Source organism: Bradyrhizobium sp. BWA-3-5 (assembly GCF_032917985.1).
Lineage (GTDB): Bacteria > Pseudomonadota > Alphaproteobacteria > Rhizobiales > Xanthobacteraceae > Bradyrhizobium.
Window position 1 is genome coordinate 6,095,694 of sequence record NZ_CP136626.1, and the last position, 25,330, is coordinate 6,121,023.

Genomic DNA, 25,330 nt, shown 5'->3' on the forward strand with positions numbered 1-25,330 from the left:
GTTGGACCTATTCTTGCATTGCTCTCAATAAGTTTCTTGACGGCTGGTACGAGGACGTTGCCTTGAAGGTCTTGTTCGTTACCACTGAAATGGATGACTTCATCCGCGTCGGCGGCCTTGCCGCAGTTTCCGCAGCCTTACCGCGGGCGCTGCGCCGCTGGAGCGACGTCCGCATCATGCTGCCGGGCTATCACGACGTCGTCGAGCAGCTCACCCACATTGAAATCGTTGGGGAATGCCCCGCCCTCGCCGAAATGCCGGCCTGTCTGCTCGGACGTGCCGCGACCAAGGATGGTCTGCCTGTCTATGTTCTGATCTGCCCAGAGCTTTACGACCGTCCCGGCAATCCCTACGGCGATGAATCAGGACGCGACTGGCCGGACAATGACATCAGGTTCGGCCGCTTCGCCTCGGCCGCCGCCGAACTTGCCGCAGGCACCCTGGACAAGAATTGGGCAGCAGACCTGATCCATGCCAATGACTGGCAGGCCGCTTTGGCGCCGGCCTATCTGGCCTGGCGCGGCTCGCGGATCCCCTCGATCCTGACCATCCACAATCTTGCTTATCAGGGCCTGTTCCCGCCGGACTCGCTGCGCCGGATCGGCGCCCCGGAGAGTTCATTCCACATCGACGGGTTGGAGTTCTACGACCACGTGTCGTTCCTGAAGGGCGGCCTCGTCTATGCTTCGCATCTGACTACCGTCAGCGCCACCTACGCCAAGGAGATCACAACGCACGAGCTCGGCTGCGGGCTGGAAGGCCTGCTGCAGAAGCGCTCGAACGCCGCCCAACTGACCGGCATTTTGAACGGCATCGACGAAAGCTGGGATCCCAGCGCCTGCGCGCAATTGGCACAGACCTTCGCCCCCGGCGACTGGGAGGGCAAGCAGGCCAATGCCGATTACGTCCGCAAGCAGTTTGGCCTGGCACTGACCCGCGGGCCGCTGTTTGCCCTTGTCGCCCGTCTGGTGCACCAGAAGGGTGTCGACCTCGTGCTGCACGCCGCCGACGAAATCATCGAGGCCGGTGGACAGATCGTGGTGACCGGCAGCGGCGAGCCGCAGATCGAAAAGGCGCTGGTCGACGCGCATCGCCGCAGGCCGGATGCGATCGGCGTCGTCATCGGTTTCAACGACGCGCAGGCCCGGCGCATGTTCGCCGGCAGCGATTTCACGCTGATGCCCTCGCGGTTCGAGCCGTGCGGACTGAGCCAGATGTACGCACAGCGGTTCGGATCGCTGCCGATCGGCCACCAGACCGGGGGCCTTGCGGAAACCATCAAGGATGGCGAAACCGGATTCCTGTTTTCAAAACCGTCGCCGGAGTCCTTCCTCGGCGGCGTCAGGCGTGCGTTCGACGCGTTCCGTGCCAAGGATAAGCTTGATGCGATGCGGCGGAGCGCCATGGCGCGTTCGTTCAGCTGGGATCTGTCGGCGTCGCTTTACAGCGCGCTGTATCGCAAGACCGTCGCACCCTCGATTGTGACAACGGCCGCTACTCAGCCGCTTCCGGCATGACTTCCATCTGCTCGTGGAGCACGACGCCCGAGAGCGGATCGAATTCGCCGATCCACGGCTTTCTTTCGAGCACTGCCTTGGTGTGGCGGTAACCGGCGTCCCAGCGCTGCATGATGCCGGACGGGCTGAAATCAATATCCTTGGTATGATCCTCTCGGCTGAGCTGCGGCGCAAGCAGCCGCACCACGTGCATTCGCGTCGGACAACCGTAACCGGCAAGCTCCCGCACTTCCGGGTTGTTGCGCTCGGCTTCCGGCAGGCGCGCGGCAAGCTGGTTGATGACATGGCGCAGCCGATGCGCCTGCTGCTGGCGGGCGATGTGGCTGGCGATCCGGCTTGAATATTGCACATCCTTGTGGCGGTTCAGCACCTCCGCCATCGTGGTCGGCTCCGGCCCCGCCGGATTCCACAGATGCACGGCGAAGATCAGCGAATTCTTGCGCGGATTGTCGTCGAACACGGCCTCCGTCGGTGTGTTCGACAGGATGCCGCCGTCCCAGTAAAGCTCGCCATCGATGCGGATTGCCGGGAATGCCGGCGGCAATGCGCCCGAGGCTATGACATGCTTGATGCCAAGCTCGCCATCCCGGCTGTCGAAATAGCGCATCTGGCTGGTGCGGACATGGGCGGCACCAACCGTCAGGCGCGGCCTGCATTGATTGACCAGATTGAAGTCGACCAGCTCCGTCAACGTCCGCTCCAGCGGGACGGTCGAATAATAGCCGGCATGGTCGGACCCAAGCGGATAGGAATCGCCGGCATGGGCCAGCGGGTTGGGGCGGAAGAAACCAGGAATGCCGTGGGTCACCGTCGACCAGTAAGCAAGCTTTTCGTTGAAGCCCGGAAAGATGTCGCGAAAGCTCCAGAGCGGATTCTGTTCCATCCGCTTCCAGAACGCGCGGAGCCGCGGCAGGCGGTTGTGCGGCAAATTGCCTGCGATCAGACTGGCGTTGATGGCGCCGATCGAGGTGCCGATGATCCAGTTCGGCTCGATTCCGGCCTCGCTCAGCGCCTGGTAGACGCCGGCCTGGTAGGAGCCGAGTGCGCCGCCGCCCTGCAGCACCAGCACGACCTGGCTGGTCCGCGCTCCGATATCAGGCGATGAACAGACTTCGCTTACCCTATGCATGTCACGCTCCTCGATGTTCTTTCTCAATGCGCGGTCCAGCCGCCATCGACCGGCAGCGCGATGCCGGTGATCGACGCCGCGGCATCGCCGGCGAGAAACACCGTCAGCGCGCCTAACTCCTCGACAGTAGCGAAGCGCTTGTTCGGCTGCTGCGCCAGCAGGACGTCGTGGATGACCTTTTCGCGGGAAATGCCGTGCGCCTTGGCCTGGCCATCAATCTGCGCCTCGACCAGCGGGGTGTAGACGTAACCCGGGCAGATCGCATTGCAGGTGATGCCGTCTTCCGCCGTCTCCAGCGCGGTTACCTTGGTTAGACCGACAATGCCGTGCTTGGCCGCGACATAGGCCGCCTTGAAGGGCGAAGCGACCAGACCATGCGCGGAGGCGATGTTAATGATGCGGCCGAAACCATTCTGGCGCATCGCCGGTAGCGCCAGGCGCGTGGTGTGGAACGCCGACGACAGGTTGATCGACAGGATCGCATCCCATTTCTCGACCGGAAATTGCTCGAGCGGCGCAACGTGCTGAATGCCGGCATTGTTGACGACGATATCGAGCCGGCCGTGACTGACGACGGCGGATGAGATCATCTCCGCAATCGCCTGGTGGCTTGTCATGTCCGCCGCGGAATAGCTGACTGCGACGTCGAAATCGGCTTCGATCTGAGTGCGGGTTTTGGCGATTTCGGCCGCAATGCCCAACCCGTTCAGAACCACTGCCGAGCCCGCCTCCGCCAGCGCCCGGGCGATCCCGAGCCCGATACCGCTGGTCGACCCCGTCACCATGGACACCTTGCCGGCCAGGGGGCGCACTGTGGCAATACCTTGGGCTTTGAGCTGAATATTCATGGCGGTCCTTTCGGGTGGAAGTTCGCTGCCGCCACCCTGCCCGGCCGCCTTCATCTGATGAAATGCCGTTTGGCTTCCAAAACCATAGGCCGTTGCTATGGCGGTTATGGTGTCATCGCCTGCCACGATCGGTTACGGTGCAGCCAAGACAGACCGGGGCACGGCCATGGAGATGCATCAGGTTCGCTATTTTCTTGCGGTCGCGCGCGTGCTCAATTTCACGCGGGCCGCCGACGAGTGCAACGTCACGCAACCGTCGCTGACGCGGGCCATCAAGCAACTGGAAGCCGAACTCGGCGGCGACCTGTTTCGCCGTGAGCGCCCGGCCGCGCAGTTGACCGAGCTCGGCCAGCGCATGCATCCCCTGCTCAAGCAATGCTACGAGGCGGCGACCGGCGCGCGCGAACTCGCGTCCTCGTTCAGGAGTGGCGAAGTCGGCGCGCTGCGGATCGCGCTGACCCATTCCGTCGATCTGTCGCTATTGATTCCGCATCTCGACCAGATCAAGCGGATGTTCAACCGCCTGGAGTTTCGCTTCCTGCGCGGCAATGCGCGCGAGGTCGCGGAGTATCTCAAGCGCGGCGAAGCCGAACTCGGTATCGCTGCCGAAATCAGCGAGGAATGGGAACGCCTCGATACCTGGCCGCTGTTTACGGAGAACTTCCAACTCGTCATCAGCCGGAATCATCCGCTGGCCACGCGCGAGAAGATCGATTTCGGTGATCTCCGCACTGAACAATTGCTGTCGCGGAACTACTGCGAGCACGCGGCGCGCGTGAACTCTTCGCTTCGCGAACACGGCCTGGACGTCGATCGCTGCCATGAGATCGCTTCCGAGCGCGATCTGATCGAACTGCTGGAGGCCGATATCGGCGTCGCCGTGGTGCCGGATACCGCGTCGATCCCGCCAACGCTGAAGCGCGCCAATGTCGATGGGTTGGAGGCGCGGCGCACCGTGAATCTCTATGGCGTCGCCGGACGTGAACGGACCGCCGTGGCATCCGCGGTGATGCGGATGCTGCGTGGCGCCAACTGGCAGCAATTGATCGGCAACACGCAGGCGTCTTGAGCACCCGTACGCAGGCGGCGCTGTGAGCGGAACTCCAGTTTCCAGGGCGCGTTTATTCACGAACAAAGTTCCCCAGCGTCTGAGAGGACAGCCATGGAACACCTTCATTATCCCAATGAAAGTGCAGAATATCGATCCGCGCGCAACGCCCTTCTAGATGAGGAAATTGCGCTTCGGGCCCAGATGGAGGCCGTCGCGGCAAAGCGTCGAGCGCTGCCGCCCGGCGGCGAGATACCCAAGGACTACGTCTTCGAGCGGATCGGCAAGACCGATATGCCGGAGAAAGTGAAGATGTCCGAGCTGTTCGGCCCACATGACACGCTTATCCTGTACAGCTTCATGTACGGGCCCGAACGCGAATTGCCGTGTCCAGGCTGCACCCACTTGCTCGACGGGATAGACGGCGCCGCCAGACATATCGGCGAACGCGCTGCGCTCCACATCGTCGCGAAATCACCAATCGCACGGCTTGCCGCCTGGGCGCACGAACGCGGCTGGGAGCATCTGTCGTTGCTGTCCACCTCGGGCAACAGCTACGACGCGGACTATTTTGGTGACACGTCAAGATTTTCCAGGGAAATGCGCAGGCAACACCGCGTTCCCGATGGCGAGGACTGGGACGAAACCATTTTCAACGTATTCAAGAAGACCAACGGAACGATCCGGCACTTCTGGGGCTCGGAGATGAGCTTCGCGCCGCCGGCTCCCAAGCAGCACCATCGCGCCGGCGATCTCGTCGACCCGCTCTGGGGGCTTCTCGACATGACACCGGAAGGCCGCGGCGATTTCTTTCCGAAGGTGAACTACGAGTAGACCGCGCTCTTTGAGAGCAGACACCTAGATTGAAGTATTCAAGGGAGATCAGCCATGCCGCAGATCCATACCGAAAAACAGCCCGTCACCCAGATCACCATCATCGAGTCAGAGCCTGAGAAGCAGGCAGAGGCATTGTCGGTGATGACCGAGCGCGCCCGCTTCATGGCGCGTCAGCCGGGTTTCGTTTCCATCAGCCTGCATCGCAGTCTCGATGGCCGTCGCATCGTCAATTATGTGCAATGGCAGAATCGCGATCTGTTGCGATCGGCCCATCAGTCGCCGGAATTCCGCAAGCGGTGGGGTCATTTCGACGAGATAACCAGCGAGATCGATCCTCATCTGTACGAAGTGACCGAAGTCATGGACGGCGGACGGTAAGCAGCGCCGTCCGATCACGCACAATCCGCGGGTGTAGCGTCACCGCTCTTCGCTCGCTGCCTTCAGCGCGGCGATCAGGTCGTCGATCTCCATGCGCTTGCGGAAATCGGGATCGACGAAACGTGCCTTCACCCGTCCATCGCGGCCGACCACGAAGGTGGCCGGGATCGGCAACACCCAGCCGTCATTGCCATGGAAACTCGCCATGTCCTGGTATGAAAGCAATTGCTGGATTTCGCTGCCGAGCCAGATCGCCAGGTTGAGCGATAGCGCGTACCCATTGTCGAGATCGGTCAGCACGGGAAACGGCGCGCCCGCCTCGGATTTGAATTTTTCGGCATAGGCCTGCGTCTCCGGCATGATCGCGACCAACTGGGCGCCGAGCGACTTGATGCGGTCCTGTGCCTGAATCACCGCCCGCACATTCAGCCGGCAATAAGGGCACCAATGGCCGCGATAGAACATCACCGCGACCGGGCCCTGCTCGACCAGCGACTTCAGGCTGACCAGCCGGCCGGTCTCGTCCGGCAGCAGAAACGGCGGCATTGCCTCGCCCGGCCGCGGCGCGTTTTCACCGCCGCCGTTCTCATTGAGCCGCACCACGAGGCGATCGACCGCCTCGCCATAGGCCGGAAAGATCTCCCGCCCCGCGGCGGCGTAGGCCTCGAGCTGCTCGCGCAGGGAGCCTTCCATGTCGCGGCATCGCAGGAACGCCTCCTTGAGACGCTCGGCATTGGCTGGCGATAGCATGGTGGTCATGGCTTGCTCCGGCATTGCCATATTATTTTCCGGTCCGGGCCGCCCCGCAAGGGCCGCCCGGACATCGCAGCGATTTGATCAGGGAATGTAGAAATTGCCGGTCGGATCGAGCATGCCCGAGGCCGAATAGAGCTGGCCGTTGTTCATGAAGAACACGGTGTTGTCAGGCACCTTCTTAGCGTTCTTCATCATCGCGTCGTGATTCTTGGGGGTCGCGGCCATCGCCATCGACGACATCTTCCCAGGGCCGCCATACATGTAGGCCATGCCGGATTTGATTTCCCAGGCGCTTTGCGAGAAGGCGGTGGTGGCAACAGTGGCAAACGCCGCCGCGGTAATGAGCGTCTTGGAAAGGATATTCATGGGCAAATTCCTCTGCTTGGATGGAGACGCCCGCTAATCGGGCGCTGTCCCATCAGAGACCGGACCGGCCCATGTGAGAAATGCCGTTGCCCAATTGGTTCGATAGCCAGGGCGTATCGAAGGCGGGTCGATAGCGCCTCGCTATCGACTTCAAAGCGACTTCGCATTTCAGCTTGACCGATCCGGCCTTCATCCTGTCCGCGACCGCATGCGCTGGCATGCACCCATCGACAGGAGATTTCCGATGACAGGTCATTTGACGAACCGCCTTGCGAATTTCTGTGTCTCGCTACTGCTAACCACGCTGATTCTTTCCGCTGTCTCCGCTGCGCGCGCCGACAGCGACGACGGCATCGTCCGCGTCAAGAGCGCCGTGCCGATGGCCGAGGCGATCACCCGCATCAAGGCGGATATCGCCGCAAAAGGCATCAAGTTCTTCCTGGAGATCGACCAATCGAAGCTCGCGGCGGACGCCGGCATCAAGTTGCGTCCCTCGACGCTATTGGTGTTCGGCAATCCGCCGCTCGGAACCCAGTTCATCACCTCGAACCCGAATGCCGGGCTCGACTGGCCGGTCCGCCTGCTGCTCACCCAGGACGACAATGGTGACGTCTGGGCGGTGTGGACCGATTTCGGCTGGATCGCCAAGCGCCACAACATCAGGGATCGCAGCGCGCAGTTCGAGATGGCGACCAGGGTCGTCGGCTCGATTACTTCGACGATTGCGACAAGATAGCTGAGCGCCTGTTCATCCAACCCGCCAGGCCGCCTCGCGCGGCCTGATTGTTGATGCGAAAAGGATTGCTTCAATGGCACCAGAGAAATTCGATGTGGTCATTCTGGGCGGCGGCAACGCCGGCATCGGCGTGACCGGACCCGTTCGGCGCGCCGGCATGTCGGTCGCGATGATCGAGGCCGATCTTCTCGGCGGCACCTGCCCGAACCGCGGCTGCACGCCGAAGAAGGTGCTGGTGGCCGCCGGCCACGCGCTGCATGAGATCGAACGTGCCTCTATCCATCACATCGCCATCGGCAAGCCGAAACTCGACTGGGCGGCCCTGATCGACCGAGAGAAGGACATGATCAAGGATATCTCCGCCAACCTCGCCCGCTCGATGGCCAGGCGCCAGGTCGAGGTCATCAACGGACGCGGCGTCTTCACCGGGCCGAACACCGTCCGCGTTGGCGACCGCGAACTCCACGCCGGGCATATCGTAATCGCGACGGGGTCCAGGCCGCGGCCGTTGCCGATTCCCGGCGCCGAGCTCATGATCACGTCGGATGACATGCTGAGCGAGCGCGAATTGCCCGGCTCGGTTATTTTCATCGGCGGCGGCGTGATCGCACTGGAATTCGGCCATGTCTATGCCCACGCCGGCGCCGACGTCATGATCCTCGAAGCGCTGCCGCAATTGCTGCCCGCGATGGATTCGGACGCCGTCGCACGCCTGCAGGGCGAGAGCGAGCGCATTGGCATCCGGGTCAAAACCGCCGTCCGCGTCAAGCGCATCGAAAGGGCGAACGGCCGCCTGCGCGTGATCTTCGATCACGGCGCGACCGAACATGCGGCCGAGGCCGACCGCGTGGTCAACGGTGCCGGCCGCGTCGCCAATATCGAACCGCTCGATCTCGCATTAGGCCAGGTCGAGCAGGGCAATGGCCGCATCGCGATTGACCGGCACCTGCGATCGGTGTCCAACCCCAACGTCTATGTTTGCGGCGATGCGGTGCCGACCTCGCCGCAGCTATCGCCGATCGCGACCTATGAAGACGACATCGTCGGCCGCAACATTGTGGAAGGCCCCAAATACAGTCCCGACTATGCCAGTATGGCGACCTCCGTTTACACAGTGCCGCCGCTCGCTTCAGTCGGCCTGACGGAGGCCGCCGCCCCGCAGAAGGGGCTGGACGTCAACGTTCACGTCAACGACATGCTCGGCTGGTTCTCGGCAAGGACCTATGCCGAGACTGTGGCCTGGTCGAAGGTGATCGTCGATCGATCGAGCGATCGCATCCTCGGCGCCCACATCGTCGGGCATTCCGGACAGGAGCTTATCAACATTTTCGGACTGGCGATGCGCTTTGGCGTTCCCGCAAGCCAGATCCGCGACAATATCTACGCCTATCCGACGTTCTCCTCCGATCTCAAGCATATGCTCGGCTACACATAGCGCGCCGCTATCGTTTCGAGAGCCAACCGGCATTTCCTCCCGCGCGCGATTTCCATGATGGTGATGACGTAGCCGGCCGGACTATTCGGAGCCGAGACAAACAGAGGAGACCACGATGTTCAATTCCAACGTCACGTCACGCAATATCCGGCAAAGCCTCGCGCTTGCCACCTTCGTCGCAGGCGCCTTTGCGGCGGCATCCGCGGCCGTCGCCGGCGAATGCCCGGCCGGCAAGATGCAGGCGAATGTCCGCCCGATGGTCGACCAAAAGGCGGTCGGCGTTACCGACGTCACGCTCGGTGCGATCAATCTCGAGAAGCAGCCGGCAAATATCAAGGAGCGTGAATTGCGCTTCCGCAAGCTGACGATCGAGCCCGGCGGCATCGTGCCCTGGCACAGCCATGACGACCGCCCGGCGCTGATCTTCGTCCAGCAGGGCGAGATCGTCGAATATGCCAGCAATTGCTCGGAGCCGATCGTGCACAAGGCCGGCCAGATCAGGCCGGAGGTCGCCGGCACCTCGCACTGGTGGAAGAACCTCGGCAAGGAAACCGTCATTCTCTATGTCGGCGATGTCCGCAAGGATCCGCACGACCACAACATGTAACCGTCTGTATCGAGCGCCCACCCGACGTCTCGTTGCCGATGTGACGGCCTGGGAGTCCCCGTGTCGCTCCACACGCCCAGCCGTCACGTCCTTTTCCTCGATCCGCGAGAAACACCATGACCGACATGTCCAATGTGATGGAAATGCCGGGTCCCTCGCCGGGTGTCGCGCTGCGATCCCTTGTCATCGGTCTCACCGCGTTCCTGACCGTGGTCGACCTGTTCGCGACACAGGCGATTCTGCCCTCCCTGACCAGGCACTACAACGTAACCCCGGCGGCCATGGGCTTTGCCGTCAATGCCAGCACCGTCGGCATGGCGGTCGCGGGCTTCGTGGTCGGCTTCCTCAGCCCGCATATCGAGCGGCGGCTCGGCATTCTCCTGAGCCTGGCCGCACTGGCGATCCCTACCACGCTGCTGGCAACGGCGCCCGATCTGACGACTTTCACTTTTCTCCGCATCGCGCAGGGCCTCTGCATGGCCTCGGCCTTTGCGCTGACGCTGGCCTATCTCGGCGAACAATGCAGCGCGGTGGATGCGGGCGGCGCATTCGCGGCCTACATCACAGGCAATGTCGCGAGCAATCTGATCGGCCGGCTGGTGTCAGCAGCGGTGGCCGATACGTTGGGGCTGGCCTCGAACTTCTATTTCTTCGCGCTGCTCAATCTCGCCGGCGCCGTGCTGGTCTACTTCACCATCCATCGGGTCAAGCCGATGCATATGATGCCCGCTACGCAATCACCGATTGCGGCGACGCTCGGTCATTGGCGAAACCCGGCACTGCGCTCGGCTTTCGCCATCGGGTTCTGCATTCTGTTCGCCTTCATCGGCACCTTCACCTTCGTCAACTTCGTGCTCGTGCGCGCACCGCTTTCGCTCGACCGGATGGATCTCGGCTTCGTTTATTTCGTCTTCGCCCCTTCCGTGGTTACGACGCTGTTTGCGGGCAAGGCGGTCGCGCAGTTCGGCACGCGGCGGGCGATCTGGGGCGCGCTTGCACTCGCCGCCCTCGGCCTGCCGCTGATGCTGTCCCCGCATCTGCCGGAGGTGCTAACCGGCATGGCGCTGCTCGGAGTAGGCACCTTCTTCGCGCAGGCCTGCGCCACGGGCTTCGTCGGGCAGGCCGCCCGCGACAACCGCGGCATCGCCAGCGGAACCTATCTCGCCTGCTACTTCCTCGGCGGGCTCGCCGGCAGCGCCGTGCTGGGCCAATTGTTCGACCGCTTTGGGTGGACCTCCTGCATCGCGGGCGTCGGCGCGGCGCTCGCCATGGCAGCGCTCCTGACCGCGCGCCTCACGCTTCGCCCTCAACCCGCCTCGTCTCCGGCATGAACAGCCAGATGACCGTCAGGCCAAGGGCCGCGATTCCGGCCAGGCCGGTAAAGGCGATGCTGCTGCCAAACGTGTCGCTGATATAACCGGCAAGCACCGTGCTGAGCGACGCGCCGATACCGGTCGCCGTTCCGACGACGCCTTGCGCGAGGTTGAAGTGGCCGCTGCCGAACGCGACGTCGGCCACGATCAGCGGTACCATCACGCTGAGCACGGCCGCGGTGATGCCGTCGAACACCTGCACGGCGACCAAGAGATAGGGATCGCGAACCACGGCAAACAACAGGCCGCGGATCGCCAATGCAGCGAATGCCAGCAGCAGCAGTGGCCGCCGGCCCCAGGCCTGCGCCTTGCGCCCGACCGAGGGCGAGGTCAACGCCACGATGGCTTGCGGCACGATGATACAGGCGGCGATCAGGACCGGTGCCCACTGGCTCGACCGCGTCGTGACCACGCCCGCCATCAGCGGCAGCATCGCGGCATTGGCAAGCTGAAACAGCAGCACGCCGCCGGCAAAGATCAACAGCGGCCGCTGCCGCAGCAGGTGGAAAACGCTGGTGGCTTCCTTGTCGGGGACCTCGCGCGCCACAGCGCCATGCGATTGCGCCACGTCGATTTCCTGCGCGCGGATGCGAGACAGCGCCAACAATGTCGGAATCGCCAGCAGGAAGGTGACGATGAATACCGCACGGTTGGACAGCAGGTAGCCCGTTGCGCCCATCAGCGCGGCGGCCGAACCGTTGCCGAGCGACGCAAAGCGGGCGTTGCGGCCGAGCCGTTCCCCGATCGCGTAAGGCCCGACCAGGCCGAGGCTGAGCGCGGCAATCGCCGGCCCCAGCACGCAACTCGCCAGCGCATGCAGCGTCGCCGCCGCCGTCACCACCGGAAAGATCGGCCACAGCGCATAGGCCAGCGCGGCGCAGCCGATAGTGGCTACCGCGAGGCCCGCCACCAGCCGCTCGGAGCGCGCGGCATCAACGATGGCACCGCCCGGCATCTGCCCGAGCAGGCCGATGATGCCGCCGATCGACAGCACGAATCCGATCTCGACCTGGGTCCATTTCTGCGTCGTCAGGTAGACCGCAATGAACGGACCGAATCCGGTCTGCACGTCGGCGAGAAAGAAAATGAACCAATCGAGGCCGCGCTGGCTTTCGCGCGAGGGCTTCGGCCTCTTTCCGGGCGGGGGCGAAAGCGGCACGACGTCGCCCGCACCGGCAGATCGCCCACGGCGATCGTCGGCTATCCGGTCCAGCGCTGGGGACGGATGCGCGACCAGGTTATGGCTCCCTAGTGATCAAAATCCCACGGCTGCAAGCGGCCGGCTGCACCGAGGACGATCACAGGTGCGTCCTCCTTGTATTCAGGCGCCGCCGCCACCTGAGCCTTGGTCAGTTCGAGCGTGATGCTGTCCTTCTTGTTGGCGACGCCGCCGAAACGCAATGCTTTCCAGTCGACCACGATCTTGCGGCTACCGACGCCAAGGAAGCCGCCGAAGTCGATCACCGCGGCGCGCACCGTGCCATCGCGATCCACGATCACATCGACGACGCGTCCCATGTCCTCGTTCGCCGCGCTGCGGACCTCCCGCCCGAGAATGCCGTGGGCATCCTTGGCGCCGATCACGGTAACCGACGGTGGCGGCGCCGGCTCCTTGGCGGCATCCGCCGGCGCGGTGCGCGCGCCCTGTGTCGTCCCGGTATCCTGCGCAACGGAGGACGCCGGACCGGCCGCGAGGCCGGCCATCAGAATTGCGACGAGTATAGCGATGCGCATGGGGCCCTCCCGACCTCTAGATACATGAGCCGCGCATGGCTCCTAATGCGTCAACACGATCGACACCTGAATCTGGCCGCGGGTTCGTAGCACTTCGAGCGACACTTCATCGCCGTGACGGCGGACCCTCAAGTCGACGCTGGAGGGCCCGAGGCGCAGGTCGCGCAGCACCACCTCGCTCAGAAATTCCGGCAGCCGTGGATCCCGCAGGCGGATTTCGCCGCGGGCAGCATCGAATTCGAGGCCGAGCGCCGCCTCCAGCAGCGTGAAGGGCGTCACGCTGGCCCAAGCCTGCGGCGCGCAGGCGACGGGATAAAGCACCGGCCCGCGCCGTCTTTCGCGCTGGAATCCGCAGAACAGTTCCGGCAGACGCCGCAGGTCCATGTAGCTTGCGGTGTCGAACAGGCCCTTGAACAGATGCGCGACCGAATGCTTCAAGCCATAGCGCGCGAAGCCGAGCGCGATCAGCGCATTGTCGTGCGGCCAGATCGATCCGTCATGATAGGACATCGGGTTATAGCGAGCCTCTCCGCGCGCGATCGTGCGAATGCCCCACCCGGAGAAGAATTTCGGACTCATTAAATCCGCCGCCACCAGCCGTGCGCGATCGGGCCTCGCCATGCCGGTGAACAAGACGTGGCCGGCATTCGAGCTTCTCACCTTGCACTGCCGCTTGGCCCCGTCGAGCGCCAGCGCGTAGGTGCCGAGTTCTTCGCACCAGAATGCTTCCTCGAAACGGTCAGCAAGCAGCAGCGCTTCGGACTCGAGCTTCGCCGCCATCTCGATCAATCCGAGCCGCCGGGCGCAGCGCGCCGCCAGCCGCTTACCGGCAAAGACGTAGCCCTGCACCTCGGCTAGCGCGATATATCCTTCGGCTAGCTGTCCATCGGCATGGAAGATCGCATCGTGCGAATCCTTCCATCCCTGGTTGGCAAGCCCCTGCTCGGTTGCGCGCTGATATTCAACGAAGCCATCCTTGTCGGGATCGCCGGGCCCGTCGATCCATTGCAAGGCCGCCTCAATGGCAGGCCACAGTTCTCTCAACGTCTCCTCGTCGCCGGTGCGTTCGACATAGAGGCCGGCCAGCAGAACGAATAGCGAGGTCGAATCGACGCTGCCGTAATACTGCGCGAACGGCACTTCGCGCAGCGCCGCCATCTCGCCGCCGCGCATCTCGTGCAGGATCTTGCCGGGCTCGGCGTCGGCCTGGGGATCGGTGGTCTTGGCCTGGAAGAAAGCGAGCCGCCGCAGCACGCCCTGGGCGATGCGCGGATCGATCCACAGCATCTGCAGCGCGGTGATCAATCCGTCGCGGCCGAACGTGGTCGAATACCAGGGGATGCCGGCGTAGGGGTACCGGCCTTGCGGCGTCTCGGTCATCAGCATGTTGAGGTCGGCCATTGCCCGGCACAGCACCTCGTTGAAGATGTTGTTCGATGTTTCGATATTGGCCGCGCCCATCGTGGAGCGCCGTGTCTCGCGCCGGTGCGCGAGCAGGCCACGGAAGAACGGCGCCGGCTTCTGCATGATCGGCTTGTTGCAGGACACGGTGACGAACAGCGCGATCACTTCCTTCGGCGCGAGCTCGAAATGATACGTTGCCGAATTGACCGCGAGCCGTGTCGGCTTGGGCTCGAAATGCAGCGCGGTGATACGGATCTGGCTGTCGAGCCCGCGATACTCCAGCACAACATCGGAGGGGCCAAGCAGCCGGCTGGAGCCGACGCCCCGGCGCGGCCGGCGCTCGCCGCGCACCTCGAACAGATCGGCGAAATCATTGTCGAACAACAGCGTCAGGTCGAAGCTCGCAGGCCGGTCGCCGTGATTTTGCAGCGCGATGCGCTGATAGGCCGAGCCGCGCCACAGGAAGATCGAGCGCACGATGTGCAGCGTATCCTTCTGCAGCACGAGGCGGCCGTTGCGGTAGACGTCGGAATTGGTGAGGTCGACGGTCAGCGCCGAATTGTCGTCGCGCAGGTTGGAGCCGAGGAGCAGCGGCTGGACTTCGTCGAGCACCATCTCGAGCCGGGCGAGATAGCGCGTATCGGCATTGAACAGGCCGTCGGGGCCGCCGGCGGACGCGCCGATGTCGCCATGGCTGTCCAGTACGATGAAGGTGTCGTCATGCTTGAGGGAGCGGCGCTGCCGCGTCGCCGGCCCCGTCATCGGGATGTAGAACGGCGATTCCCCGACGACCTCGGCAGCCTCGATGGTGATGAGTTGGGTGACTTCGGCTGTCATTTGGACCTCAAGCGATTTTCTCGCGCGGTGATGGACGCAATCGAGACACAAACGCTACTGCCGCAGTTCAGGCCGCATAGCTGGCGAGACGGCCCAGTTCGCGCGCAACCAGTTCGCGGTAAGGGCCCCTTCCCTGCACGAGAATATCCGGCGGTCCATCTTCAATGATCCGTCCGCCCTGCAACACCACCACGCGGTCGAAATTGCGCAAGGTGGCGAGGCGGTGGGCGATCGCAATCACGGTACGCCCGCGCATCAGCCGCGACAATGCCTCGCGGATCGCCTCCTCGGATTCGCTGTCGAGCGCCGCGGTCGCTTCGTCCAGCAGCAGGATCGGCGCGTCCTTCAGGAAGGCGCGCGCAATCGCGATCCGCTGCCGCTGTCCACCGGAGACCTTGATGCCGCGATCGCCGACGATGGTCGCCATGCCTTCCGGCAGATTTTCGATGAAATCGCAGCGCGCTGCAATTGCCGCGCGCAGCACCTCGTCGTCGGTCGCGTTGGGCCGTCCATAACGGATGTTTTCCATGATCGAGCGATGGAACAGGGAGATGTCCTGCGGCACCACGGAAATCGCCTCGCGCAGGCTTTGCTGCGTCACCCGCGAAATATCCTGACCGTCGATCGTGATGCTGCCGCGCTGAATGTCGTAGAACCGCTGCAGCAGCATGAACAGCGTGGATTTGCCGCCGCCGGAATGGCCGACCAGCCCGATCCGTTGCCCCGGCTGAATGCGCAGGGAGAACTTCTCGAACACCTGCGACCCACCGGGATAGTGGAACGCGACATTATTGAAGGCGACGGCGGCGCCGCTGCCGATCAGCGGCTCGGCCTCGGGATGATCCTTCAGCTCGTGCGGCAACAGCAGCGTTGCAATCGCCTCGGTCAGGCGGGCGACGTGCTGGGTCACATCGACCAGCGCCACCGCCAGATCGCGTGTCGCGCTCAGGATCGAAAGCCCGAGCGTGCAGACCAGCACAACGTCGCCGGTGGTCGCTCCGCCGCTCTGCCAGAGCGTGATCGCCCATGCGAGCAGCGCAATGGTCAGTACAATGGTAACGACCGCGTGAAGGAGCCGCAGCTTTTCCAGATAGCGCAGGCTGCGGCCGCGGGCGTCGAGTTCCCGCTCGACGGTGGCGTCGAAGCGGTCATGTTCGTAGCTGAGGCCGCAGAAAGCGCGAACCAGCGGCAGGTTGCTGATGACGTCGACCATCTCGCCGTCCACCGCCGCCGCCTTGTCGGCGAAGTCATCATGCAGCGGCTTGCCTGCCGCGGCGAGGCGGAACATCGCCATCAGCATGATCGCCGCAATGACGATCAGGCCTGCGGACATCGCAAGGCTCACCGTCCCGATCAACAGGATCGCCGAAACCGTCGCAATGCATGGCGGCAACACGTTCCAGACGAACATGTTTTCGACGGTGAAGACGGCGTTCGACGTTGCGGTAATGCGGCTTGTGAGCATGCCCGGAAGCCGGTCGGAGAAATAGCTGGGAGCGTGCCCCGTCAGATGACGGAACATGTCGCGCCGGAGATCGCCGGTGACACCGACGAAGGTAAAACTCGCAATCCAGCTCGCCACTCGCCACAACAGATTGTCGGCGGCAATGAGCGACATGAGAAAAGCGAATGCCAGCCATACGTTACCTGCGTGCGATGAACCGGCGGTCAGGCTGTCGACCAGATTCTTTACGCCGTATTGCGTGCCCACCGAACAGGCAACGGCTGCCACGACCGCGGACACAATGATGACGTGAGCCGTGCGACGCTGGCGCAGATAGCGCAGGACGAATGGAAAAGGACGCCGCGCATATCCTGAGAGATGATCCATGAGTTCCGCAAACCTGTTGAGAGTGAACAAGAATCTCTAACGCCTGCCGCACACGGTGACGTGAAGAGTGTCGTTTCGGATTTCCATGCGCGTGGCCATCAACGCGCAACAATTCTGCAGCATCGAGATGGCCGTAAATCTGTTTCTGTCAGATGGCATCAGCAAGACAGCCGTGTGGAAGAAGCAAGATGTGCAGCTTATTGGAACTTCGCAGATGCAGGAACGTTCCCGTTGTCGGCACACTGGTGCCGATTGCGGGCAGAGGGCTTCACTCAAACCACCAATCCAGACAGGAGACGGAAAGATGCGCATCGCGCAGGTCGCCCCGCTGACGGAGGCTGTTCCCCCCAAACTGTACGGCGGCACCGAGCGGGTCGTGCACTGGCTTACCGAAGAACTGGTAGCGCTAGGACAGGACGTCACGTTATTCGCCAGCGGCGATTCACATACCTCGGCGAAACTGGACGCGGGTTGGCCAAAAGCGTTGCGCCTCGATGGCTCGGTCCGGGATCCTAATGCGCTGCACATGGAGATGCTGGAGCGCGTGCGGCAGAAATGCGACGACGAAGAGTTCGATTTTCTGCACTTTCATCTCGACTACTATCCATTCTCGCTGTTCTACCGGCAGCCGACCCCCTTCCTCACCACGCTGCACGGCCGCCTCGACCTGCCGGAGCACCAGCCGGTATTCAACACCTTCTCCAAAATCCCGGTGATATCGATTTCCAACGCGCAGCGTAGGCCGGTGCCGCAAGCCAACTGGGTGCAAACCATTCACCATGGATTGCCGGAGGACTTGCTGACACCGCAGCAGGTGAAGCCTTCCTATTTCGCCGTGCTCGGCCGGATTGCACCGGAAAAGGGCGTCGACCGCGCGATCCGGATCGCCACGCGCTGCGGTATTCCGCTCAAGATCGCAGCCAAGGTCGATCGTGCCGACCAGGAGTATTATGATGAGGTGATCTCGCCGCTTATCAAAGACAATCCGCTGGTCGAATTCATCGGCGAGATCGGCGACCGCGAGAAATCCGATTTCCTCTCCGGCGCGATCGGCCTTCTGGTCCCGATCGACTGGCCCGAGCCGTTCGGCCTTGTGATGATCGAAGCGATGGCCTGCGGTACGCCGGTTATTGCCTATAACCGCGGGTCGGTCCCGGAGATCATCGATCCCGGACTCACGGGCTTCGTGGTGGAGGATGAAACCAGCGCGGTCGGTGTGGTCGATCGTCTGATCGGGTTGGACCGGAAGGCCATCCGCAAGCAATTCGAAGCCCGCTTCACCGCGCGCCGCATGGCGCTCGATTATCTTGCCGCCTATCGCAAGCTGACGGAGCAGGCCGAGCCGCGGATCAAGCTGGTCAGCAGCGCGGAGTAGCGAAGGTTTCGCCGTCATTGCGAGCGAAGCGAAGCAATCCATCTGTCCGCACGTCGAGACATGGATTGCTTCGTCGCTTCGCTCCTCGCAATGACCGCGGAGCGTAAGATGGGCGGCACGGCGCAACACGCCTTTGCCCATCTACGCGTTCAGCTTACCGCGGTCCGCTTCGGCTCGACGATCTCGAACATCCGCGGAAATTCGTCCATCAGCGCCATCAATTCGCCAAGCCGCATCGGATCGCCGCTGACCTCGATCTTGCCGGCGCTGACCGCTTCCTGGAAGGTCGTCAGCTTGGCGATCACCTCATCAAGGACGCTGCGCGGCAGCGTGAAGCCGGCATCGGCGCCGGCCGCCTGGGCGCCTGCCACGTAGGTCAACGCAGAGTTCTCCAGGTTGAGAATGAACGTCTCTCCGGTGTCGGTGAAATTCCAGTTCAGCACGATGCGCTTGCCTTCGGCCTTGGGACCGTTGAGGCGGACGCCGAGCACGTCCCAGAGCTGCTCGCTGCGCAGCGCGGCCAGTGTCTCGCGCGGCATGGTGGAGGGCGCCGGCGTCTTCGGCATGCCCTGCCGCAACTCCTGCGCGCCGAACAGATAGGCGTTGCGCCAGGTCGAGCTCTCCGATGCGTAGCCGAGCTGCTCGAACGTATCGGCCAGCATCGCGCGTGCCGCCTGGTTGTCGGGTTCGGCAAACACCAGATGGCTCACCGCCTGTGCGACAAATCGAAACTCGCCCTTGGCAAAATCCGCGCGCGCCCGCGCCAGGGTCGCGTCGGCACCGCCCATATACTCGACATATTTCTTGCCTGATTCCACCGGCGGCAGTGGATCGAGGTTGACAGGATTGGCGTCGTACCAACCGAGATATTTTTGATAGATCGCCTTCACATTGTGCCTGATATGGCCGTAATAGCCGCGGCCGTGCCAGGCGCCTTCGAGGCTTGCCGGCAGACGGATGGTTTCCGCGATCTCGCTTGCGGTGAGACCGTAGTTCATCAGGCGGATGGTCTGGTCATGCGCGAACTTATAGAGGTCGCGCTGCTGGCGGATCATGGTATCGATCCGCTCCTGCCCCCAGACCGGCCAGTGATGCTGGCCGCACATCGCGTCGGCCTTGCCGCCCCACATCTGCAGGGCCTCGCCGAGATACTTTGACCAGGCCAGCGCGTCGCGCACGTCGGCGCCGCGGAACGGCAGCAGATTGTGGAAATTATGCGTGCAGTTTTCCGCCAGATTGAGCAGCTTGTAGCGTGCGATAAAGAAATGCATTTCCGCCGGCGCTTCGCTGTTCGGCGCCATCTGGAATTCGAACTCGACGCCGTCGATGGTCCGCCTGTCGCCGGTCGCGATGATCAGGTCGGTCGGGCGCACCAGCGCGACCGCTCCCGCTGCCATGGTCTTGCCCAGTCCGCAATCGACCTGACCGCGCACACCCTTGGCGAGGAACGGCCCGAACTGATATTGCGCGCGCCGCAACATGGCGGGGCCGGCGATGATGTTCTCGGAGACCGCATGCTCCATGAACAGGTTGGGCGCGATGATCGGCGTACCGCCGGCGAGCGCCGCATCATCAAGCACGCCGCGCGCGCCGCCCCAATGGTCGGTGTGGGTGTGAGTGAAGATGACGGCCGAGACCGGCCGTTCGCCGCGGTGCTGAAAATAGAGCTCCATCGCGGCCCGCGCGCCCTCGATCGAGGTCAGCGTATCCACCACGATGACGCCGCGCTCGCCCTCGATCAGGGTCATGTTGGCGATGTCGAGCCCGCGCACCTGGTAGACGCCGGGCACGACTTCGAACAGACCATGATGCATGTTGAGCCGCGACTGCCGCCACAGGCTCGGATCGACCGTCGGCGGCGCTTCTTCCGCCGACAGGAAGCCGTAAGGCTCGAGGCTCCAGACCGTCCTGCCCTGAGACGAAACGATTTTCGCGTTCTCGATCGTGCCGAGCAAGCCGCGCGCCGCGTCATCGAAATCGCGCGTGTCGGAGAACGGCAGCGCCTTCAGCGTCGCCGCGTGCTGCGCAATGACGGAAGCAGTCGCTTCCTTCGGCATTTCCTTTGATGCTTCGACCGGGGCTGCCTGGTTCATTGTCGTGTACTCCTTGCACGGAAAACCAAAATCGCGAGATTAGCGAAAGGCGATCCCCTCGAACTGGCCATTGTTGCGCCAGCCTTCGATATATTTGAAGTAGGCCATCGGCCCCGCGGGATGGCCGACATTGAGCTTGGCGGCCGGCCCCGGCTCGCGCCCTTCATTGTTGTAGTAGCCAGGCGTGCAATCGGGCGAGCCGATCATGCGGCCAGCGCCGGTCAGCAGCAGCTCGACCCACTGGTCCTCGGCCTCCTTGCTGACCTCGATTTCGTTGAAACCGTTCGCCTGCGCATGCCGCACCAGCAGCGCGATCGACTTCGCGGCATCCGTCAGATTGTGCGGGACATTGGAGATCAGGTTGGCGCCCTGCGCAGGCTGCACGAAGAACGCGTTGGGGAATCCATGGACATGAACGCCGTGCTTGCTGCGCATGCCCGACGCCCAATGCTCCGACAGCTTGACGCCGCCGCGGCCGACCAGGTCGAAGCCGGCGCGCCGCTTGTACTCGGTGCCGACCTCGAAGCCCGACGCATAGATGACACAGTCGAGCACGTATTCCCTGCCGGCGACGACGACGCCATTCTCGGTGATGCGCTCGACGCCCTTGCCGTCGGTATCGACCAGATGCGTGCCCGGCGCGTTGAACGCCTGCAAATAGGAGTCATGGAAGCATGGCCGCTTGCAGAGCTGGCGATACCAGGCCTTGAGCTTTGCCGCGGTTTCGCGGTCCGGCACGATGGCATCACACCGCGCGCGGATTTCCTCCATCTTCTCGAAATCGGAATCCTCGAACGCCGCCAGCATGTTTTGTGGCGTACGCTGCTCGCGCGGCAGGTTCATGACCTTGGCGCGGATCCGCCGCGACAGGTCGGTCCAGCCGTCCTGCACCAGATCCTCTTCCGCTGAGCCGCCGGCCTGGTTCGCGGTAAAATTCTCCAGCCAGCGCTGCTGCCAACCTGACGTCGCGATCCCGGCGAACCATTCTGCATCGATCGGAGCGTTGGCCCGGATATCGACCGAAGACGGCGTGCGCTGGAAGACGTAGAGCTCCTTGCAGGCGCGGGCGAGATGCGGCACGCATTGCACGGAGGTCGCGCCGGTGCCGATGATGCCGACGCGCTTGTCGGCCAGCTTTTCCAGCAGCGCGCCCGACGGATCACCGCCGGTGTACTCATAGTCCCACCGGCTGGTGTGGAACGAGTGTCCCTTGAACGACTCGATGCCGGGAATGCCAGGCAGCTTCGGCACGTGCAGCGGCCCGGTGCCCATGCCGACGAACTGCGCGGTAAAATCATCGCCGCGGCTGGTACGGATGCGCCAGCGTGATCTTGCTTCATCCCACTCGAGGCTCACCACCTCGGTATGAAACAGCGCGTTGTCATAGAGGCGGTATTGCTTGCCGATGCGCTGGCAGTGCGCGAGGATTTCCGGCGCATGCGCGTATTTCTCCGACGGCATGTGCCCGGTTTCCTCGAGCAGCGGCATGTAGACCATCGAGGCGGTATCGCATTGCGCTCCCGGATAGCGATTCCAATACCAGGTGCCGCCGAAGTCGCCGCCCTTCTCGATGATGCGGACGTCCCTGACGCCGGCTTCCGAGAGCCGCGCTGCGGTGACGAGCCCGGCAAAGCCGCCGCCGACGAAGGCGAAGGTGACGTGGTCGGTCTTCGGTCCGCGCGCGGTAACCGGCGTATAGGGATCGTCAAGATAATGCGCGAGCTGGCCGGCGACGCGCAGATACTGGTCATTGCCGTCGGGACGCAGCCGCTTGTTGCGCTCCTCCAGATACTTTTGCCGCAGCCGCTCCTTGTCGATCGCGAAGCTTTGCGAGGCCGGGGCTTGTTCGGCGATTGTCATCCGGAGCGCCTTCAGGAATGCGGGATCACCGTCACTATCACTGCTCGGACGCTGTCAACAAGACGCGGCAGGCCCATCGGTCCAGCACCAGTCTGCCGGCAGCGACACATAGCACACCGATAGAGACCAGACGCCGCGGCCAAATCCCAGAACCTGAGAGAGATCGTTACCCCGGTGTGGCACCGCAGGGACGAAGCGCTAGTTCAGCGCCCAGAGGTAGGCCAGCGTCGCCGCGAACCCGAAGCCTGTCCTGACCGCGTGCAGGCCTCCCCACTTCTCGATCAGCGCGCGCGATTGCAGGCCGGCATCGTCATCGGCGATCGCCTTCAGCGCGTGGTTGGTCGGCATGATGCCAAGCAGCGTATACGGCCAGTTGGCGAGAATGAGCGCCGCGCCGACAATCCAGCGCCAATCCCAGGTCACCCAAGCGGCGATGAGGCCGAGCACGCCCGAAATGACCGCGCCACTCGCCTGCATTTGCAGGCCCCGATCGTAGCTCGGTTTCCACTGCTGCAGCAGCGCCCGGTCATCGAGGCCGAGCCGTGCCGGCTGCTCCGCAACGTTGATGTAGAACGCGACCCCGGCAAATGCGGCGGCGACGATCGTCGCTAGCTGTCCTGCAAACATGGCCTACTCCGTATCGTTGTCGATATTGACAATATGTTGTCGTTTTGGCTACTAATAGTCAAATGACGGAAAAACGACGCACCCCCGGCGGCGAGGCCCTGACCGATCTGGTTCTCGCGGTGTTCCGGCTGAACGGGCGCCTGCTCACGGCCGGCGACCGCCTGGTCGCCGATCTAGGCCTCACCAGTGCGCGCTGGCAGGTGCTGGGTTCAATTGCGCTTTCCCCGAACCTCCAACCGGTGGCCTGGCTGGCGCGGAACATGGGGCTCAATCGCCAAGGAGTTCAGCGCATCGTCAATGAAATGCGCGAGGACGGCCTTGTCGAACTGCGCCCCAACCCGCACCATCGGCGGGCGCATCTCGTCGCGCTCACGAACCGCGGCGAAGAAGCCTTTGCTGCCGCCAGCCGGTTACAGGCGCCATGGGTAAACGCGCTGGCCAAGGGAATTAGCGCCGAGGAACTGGCGAAGACGCGCGGGCTTCTCTCGACATTATGCGAACGGCTCGATCAGGAATTGGGTAAGAGCCGTGACGATGATTGAGACAGCAATGGCTCCGCCTTCCCCTCGCGATGGAGGCGGCTACAAGAAAAGGACGAGGGTGATCGCGACCTCGGGCATGGCAGTGATGGATACTCCGTCATTCCGGGGCGATGCGAAGCATCGAACTATGGTGCGCAGTTGCGCACCTGAGAATCTCGAGATTCCCCGGTGTACAATTGCACACCTGAGGTCTGGTCCTTCGGACCGTCCCGGAATGACCTTCGGTCACTTCTTCACCTTGCTGGCGTCCATCTTGACCGAAGTATCCAGCATCTTGGTCGAGAACGCCGTGTTGACGTCGAACGGCTTTTCCATGCCGAGATAGGTCTGCACCAGCTCGTAGTCCTTCTTCATCCGTTCAGCGTCGATCCAGCCGAGCGCCTTGGTCGTGGTGAACTCGTCCGTCATCAGGAACTTGATGCGCTCCCACTGGCGCTGTTGGTTTTCCTTGTCGAGACCGGAGGCCTGGTCGAGCAGCGCCTTCAGGCACGGCTCGACATCGGCGACGCAGGCGGCATAGGCCTTCTGGCTGATCTTAACGAACTCCTCGACCAGTTTCGGGTTCTTTGAAAGATACGCGCCGTTGACGATCAGCGAGTTGCCGTAAGGATTGAGGCCGATGTCCTTCCAATTGATGTAGCCGAGATCAGAGCCGAACTCGATCACCTTGAGGTCGTGCTCGTTATAGAAGTCGCTGATGATGTCGACGGTATGCGCCTTCAGCGCCGCGATCTTGGCGGTCGGCCCGACATTGACGAAACTCACGGCATCCGGCGCGATGCCGGCGGCCTTAGCGAAGGCCGGCCACATCACCCGCGAGGCGTCGCCCGGCGGATTGCCGATCTTGTGGTTCGGAAAATCCTTCGGCCCGTTTACGCCGTAGCTCTTCAGCCAGTAGAAGGTCTGTCCGGTGTTGGCGTAGATGCTCATCAGCGCCACGACGTCGGCGCCCTTGCTCTTGGCCACCAAAGCGGTCGCGAGATCGGCGATGCCGAACGGCGAGCCGCCGGAGCCGACCTTCAGCGAGGAGACGCCGGACCCCTTGCCGACCTCGATCATCAGATCGATCCCGGCCTTCTCGTACCAGCCCTGCGACTTGGCGTAATAGAACGGCGAATGGTCCGCGGTCGGCGTCCAGTTCAGGATCAGGTTGACGGCTTCACCCGCCACAGAGGGCACAGCCGGTAGGGCCAGTGCAAGCGCAAGTCCCGCAACTCTGAAAACCTTCATTTGCACCCTCCTTGTTCTGCAACCGATCTTGTCGCCGCGCATCCGTGACGCTACCAATGCAACTCGGGACAAGACAAGTTGTCAACTATTTGGTTGGAAATGCCTAAAAAACGATCCAATGACGTAAAGCCGCAGCGGCGTGATCCGGCTGCCACCCGCAGGAAACTGTTGACGGCGGCGCGGCGGGAATTTGCCGATAGCGGCCTTGCCGGGGCCCGGGTCGACGAGATCGCGGCGCGTGCGGGCGTCAACAAGCAGCTTGTCTATCATTATTTCGGCGACAAGGATGCGCTGTATCTGGCGGTGCTGGAATGGGTTTATGAGGAAATCCGCGCCCAGGAGCGCAAGCTCAACCTCGAAGGCCTTCCGCCGCAGCAGGCCATCAAAAAACTGATCGAAAGTTCCTTCGACCACCTCGCCGCCCATCCTGATTTCATCGTGCTGCTGAACGATGAGAACCGCGGAGGCGCCCGCCATGTGCGCGGCTCGCGCAAGCTGGAAGCCATGCATTCGCCGCTGGTCAGCATGGTCTCCGCCATCCTCTCCGAGGGCGTCAAGGCCGGAATATTCCGCAAGGGGATCAATCCGGTGCATCTCTATATCTCGATCGCCGGGTTGAGCTACTTCTACTTCTCCAACACGCCGACGCTATCGGCGATCTTTGGCAAGGATCTGTCGAGCAAGGCGGCAAAGCAGGCCCGACGCAGGCATGTCGTCGATCTCGTGATGCATTCGCTGCGCCCCTAATCAACCAGATGGTTGATTGT

The 25,330-nt window shown here is 63.0% G+C and carries 23 protein-coding genes; 11 read left to right on the forward strand and 12 right to left on the reverse strand.

Annotated elements, in window-relative coordinates:
- The first annotated feature begins 62 nt into the window (after nt 1-62).
- A complete protein-coding gene (gene glgA, locus RX331_RS29315) occupies nt 63-1,517 on the forward strand; it encodes a glycogen synthase GlgA (protein WP_317253079.1) in 1,455 nt (484 codons plus the stop codon).
- Here the strand turns inward: glgA and RX331_RS29320 are convergent.
- Together RX331_RS29320 and RX331_RS29325 are read right to left on the reverse strand one after the other, a co-directional pair.
- Complete coding sequence (locus RX331_RS29320) at nt 1,495-2,646, reverse strand: patatin-like phospholipase family protein (protein ID WP_317253080.1); 1,152 nt, start codon at nt 2,644-2,646, stop codon at nt 1,495-1,497. The two genes, glgA and RX331_RS29320, sit on opposite strands and share 23 nt — an antisense overlap.
- A 23-nt stretch (nt 2,647-2,669) precedes the next feature.
- Nucleotides 2,670-3,494 (reverse strand): 3-hydroxybutyrate dehydrogenase, encoded by an 825-nt coding sequence (locus RX331_RS29325; RefSeq protein ID WP_317253081.1) that lies wholly within the window; start codon nt 3,492-3,494, stop codon nt 2,670-2,672.
- Nucleotides 3,495-3,660: 166 nt separating this feature from the next.
- Here RX331_RS29325 and RX331_RS29330 point away from each other — a divergent pair, with 166 nt between their 5' ends.
- From RX331_RS29330 to RX331_RS29340, 3 genes are all read left to right on the forward strand, one after another.
- On the forward strand, nt 3,661-4,563 hold the full coding sequence (locus RX331_RS29330) for a LysR family transcriptional regulator (RefSeq protein WP_317253082.1): 903 nt from the start codon (nt 3,661-3,663) through the stop codon (nt 4,561-4,563).
- 93 nt (nt 4,564-4,656) lie between these two features.
- The gene (locus RX331_RS29335) at nt 4,657-5,376 is read left to right on the forward strand and encodes a DUF899 family protein (protein WP_317253083.1); all 720 of its coding nucleotides are present in this window, start codon (nt 4,657-4,659) and stop codon (nt 5,374-5,376) included.
- Between the two features lie 54 nt (nt 5,377-5,430).
- The gene (locus RX331_RS29340) at nt 5,431-5,757 is read left to right on the forward strand and encodes an antibiotic biosynthesis monooxygenase family protein (RefSeq protein ID WP_317253084.1); all 327 of its coding nucleotides are present in this window, start codon (nt 5,431-5,433) and stop codon (nt 5,755-5,757) included.
- 39 nt (nt 5,758-5,796) lie between these two features.
- On the opposite strand, the gene RX331_RS29345 is transcribed toward RX331_RS29340, so the two are convergent.
- Entirely contained in the window at nt 5,797-6,516 is a 720-nt protein-coding gene (locus tag RX331_RS29345) for a peroxiredoxin-like family protein (protein WP_317253085.1), read from the reverse strand.
- Nucleotides 6,517-6,594: 78 nt separating this feature from the next.
- Nucleotides 6,595-6,879: a hypothetical protein gene (locus RX331_RS29350; protein WP_317253086.1), complete on the reverse strand. Its 285-nt coding sequence runs from the start codon at nt 6,877-6,879 to the stop codon at nt 6,595-6,597.
- Between the two features lie 244 nt (nt 6,880-7,123).
- Between RX331_RS29350 and RX331_RS29355 the strand changes: the two genes are divergently transcribed.
- The 4 genes from RX331_RS29355 (at nt 7,124) to RX331_RS29370 (ending at nt 10,988) form a co-directional block, all read left to right on the forward strand.
- The gene (locus RX331_RS29355; protein WP_317253087.1) at nt 7,124-7,615 is read left to right on the forward strand and encodes a DUF302 domain-containing protein; all 492 of its coding nucleotides are present in this window, start codon (nt 7,124-7,126) and stop codon (nt 7,613-7,615) included.
- 73 nt (nt 7,616-7,688) lie between these two features.
- Entirely contained in the window at nt 7,689-9,050 is a 1,362-nt protein-coding gene (locus RX331_RS29360) for an NAD(P)/FAD-dependent oxidoreductase (protein ID WP_317253088.1), read from the forward strand.
- A gap of 115 nt (nt 9,051-9,165) precedes the next feature.
- Nucleotides 9,166-9,657, forward strand: coding sequence for a cupin domain-containing protein (locus tag RX331_RS29365; RefSeq protein ID WP_317253089.1), 492 nt, complete (start codon nt 9,166-9,168; stop codon nt 9,655-9,657).
- Between the two features lie 116 nt (nt 9,658-9,773).
- Complete coding sequence (locus tag RX331_RS29370; protein WP_317253090.1) at nt 9,774-10,988, forward strand: MFS transporter; 1,215 nt, start codon at nt 9,774-9,776, stop codon at nt 10,986-10,988.
- On the opposite strand, the gene RX331_RS29375 is transcribed toward RX331_RS29370, so the two are convergent.
- From RX331_RS29375 to RX331_RS29390, 4 genes are all read right to left on the reverse strand, one after another.
- Nucleotides 10,951-12,189, reverse strand: coding sequence for an MFS transporter (locus RX331_RS29375; protein ID WP_317253091.1), 1,239 nt, complete (start codon nt 12,187-12,189; stop codon nt 10,951-10,953). The genes RX331_RS29370 and RX331_RS29375 overlap by 38 nt on opposite strands.
- Nucleotides 12,190-12,278: 89 nt before the next feature.
- Complete coding sequence (locus tag RX331_RS29380) at nt 12,279-12,764, reverse strand: PRC-barrel domain-containing protein (protein ID WP_317253092.1); 486 nt, start codon at nt 12,762-12,764, stop codon at nt 12,279-12,281.
- Nucleotides 12,765-12,806: 42 nt separating this feature from the next.
- Complete coding sequence (locus tag RX331_RS29385; protein WP_317253093.1) at nt 12,807-15,005, reverse strand: amylo-alpha-1,6-glucosidase; 2,199 nt, start codon at nt 15,003-15,005, stop codon at nt 12,807-12,809.
- A 67-nt stretch (nt 15,006-15,072) separates the two neighbouring features.
- Nucleotides 15,073-16,836, reverse strand: coding sequence for an ABC transporter ATP-binding protein (locus RX331_RS29390; RefSeq protein WP_317253094.1), 1,764 nt, complete (start codon nt 16,834-16,836; stop codon nt 15,073-15,075).
- 304 nt (nt 16,837-17,140) lie between these two features.
- Between RX331_RS29390 and RX331_RS29395 the strand changes: the two genes are divergently transcribed.
- A complete protein-coding gene (locus tag RX331_RS29395) occupies nt 17,141-18,211 on the forward strand; it encodes a glycosyltransferase family 4 protein (RefSeq protein WP_317258270.1) in 1,071 nt (356 codons plus the stop codon).
- 149 nt (nt 18,212-18,360) lie between these two features.
- Here RX331_RS29395 and RX331_RS29400 read toward each other — a convergent pair whose 3' ends face one another.
- From RX331_RS29400 to RX331_RS29410, 3 genes are all read right to left on the reverse strand, one after another.
- Nucleotides 18,361-20,304, reverse strand: coding sequence for an alkyl/aryl-sulfatase (locus tag RX331_RS29400; RefSeq protein WP_317253095.1), 1,944 nt, complete (start codon nt 20,302-20,304; stop codon nt 18,361-18,363).
- Nucleotides 20,305-20,343: 39 nt separating this feature from the next.
- A complete protein-coding gene (locus tag RX331_RS29405; protein ID WP_317253096.1) occupies nt 20,344-22,164 on the reverse strand; it encodes an NAD(P)/FAD-dependent oxidoreductase in 1,821 nt (606 codons plus the stop codon).
- 198 nt (nt 22,165-22,362) lie between these two features.
- Complete coding sequence (locus tag RX331_RS29410; protein ID WP_317253097.1) at nt 22,363-22,791, reverse strand: DUF1772 domain-containing protein; 429 nt, start codon at nt 22,789-22,791, stop codon at nt 22,363-22,365.
- Between the two features lie 62 nt (nt 22,792-22,853).
- Between RX331_RS29410 and RX331_RS29415 the strand changes: the two genes are divergently transcribed.
- Nucleotides 22,854-23,333 (forward strand): helix-turn-helix domain-containing protein, encoded by a 480-nt coding sequence (locus tag RX331_RS29415; protein WP_317253098.1) that lies wholly within the window; start codon nt 22,854-22,856, stop codon nt 23,331-23,333.
- A gap of 225 nt (nt 23,334-23,558) precedes the next feature.
- Here the strand turns inward: RX331_RS29415 and RX331_RS29420 are convergent, their stop codons facing one another.
- Entirely contained in the window at nt 23,559-24,563 is a 1,005-nt protein-coding gene (locus tag RX331_RS29420; RefSeq protein ID WP_317253099.1) for an ABC transporter substrate-binding protein, read from the reverse strand.
- A 99-nt stretch (nt 24,564-24,662) separates the two neighbouring features.
- On the opposite strand from RX331_RS29420, the gene RX331_RS29425 reads away from it, so the two are divergent.
- Nucleotides 24,663-25,310: a TetR/AcrR family transcriptional regulator gene (locus RX331_RS29425; RefSeq protein ID WP_317253100.1), complete on the forward strand. Its 648-nt coding sequence runs from the start codon at nt 24,663-24,665 to the stop codon at nt 25,308-25,310.
- Nucleotides 25,311-25,330: the final 20 nt, after the last annotated feature.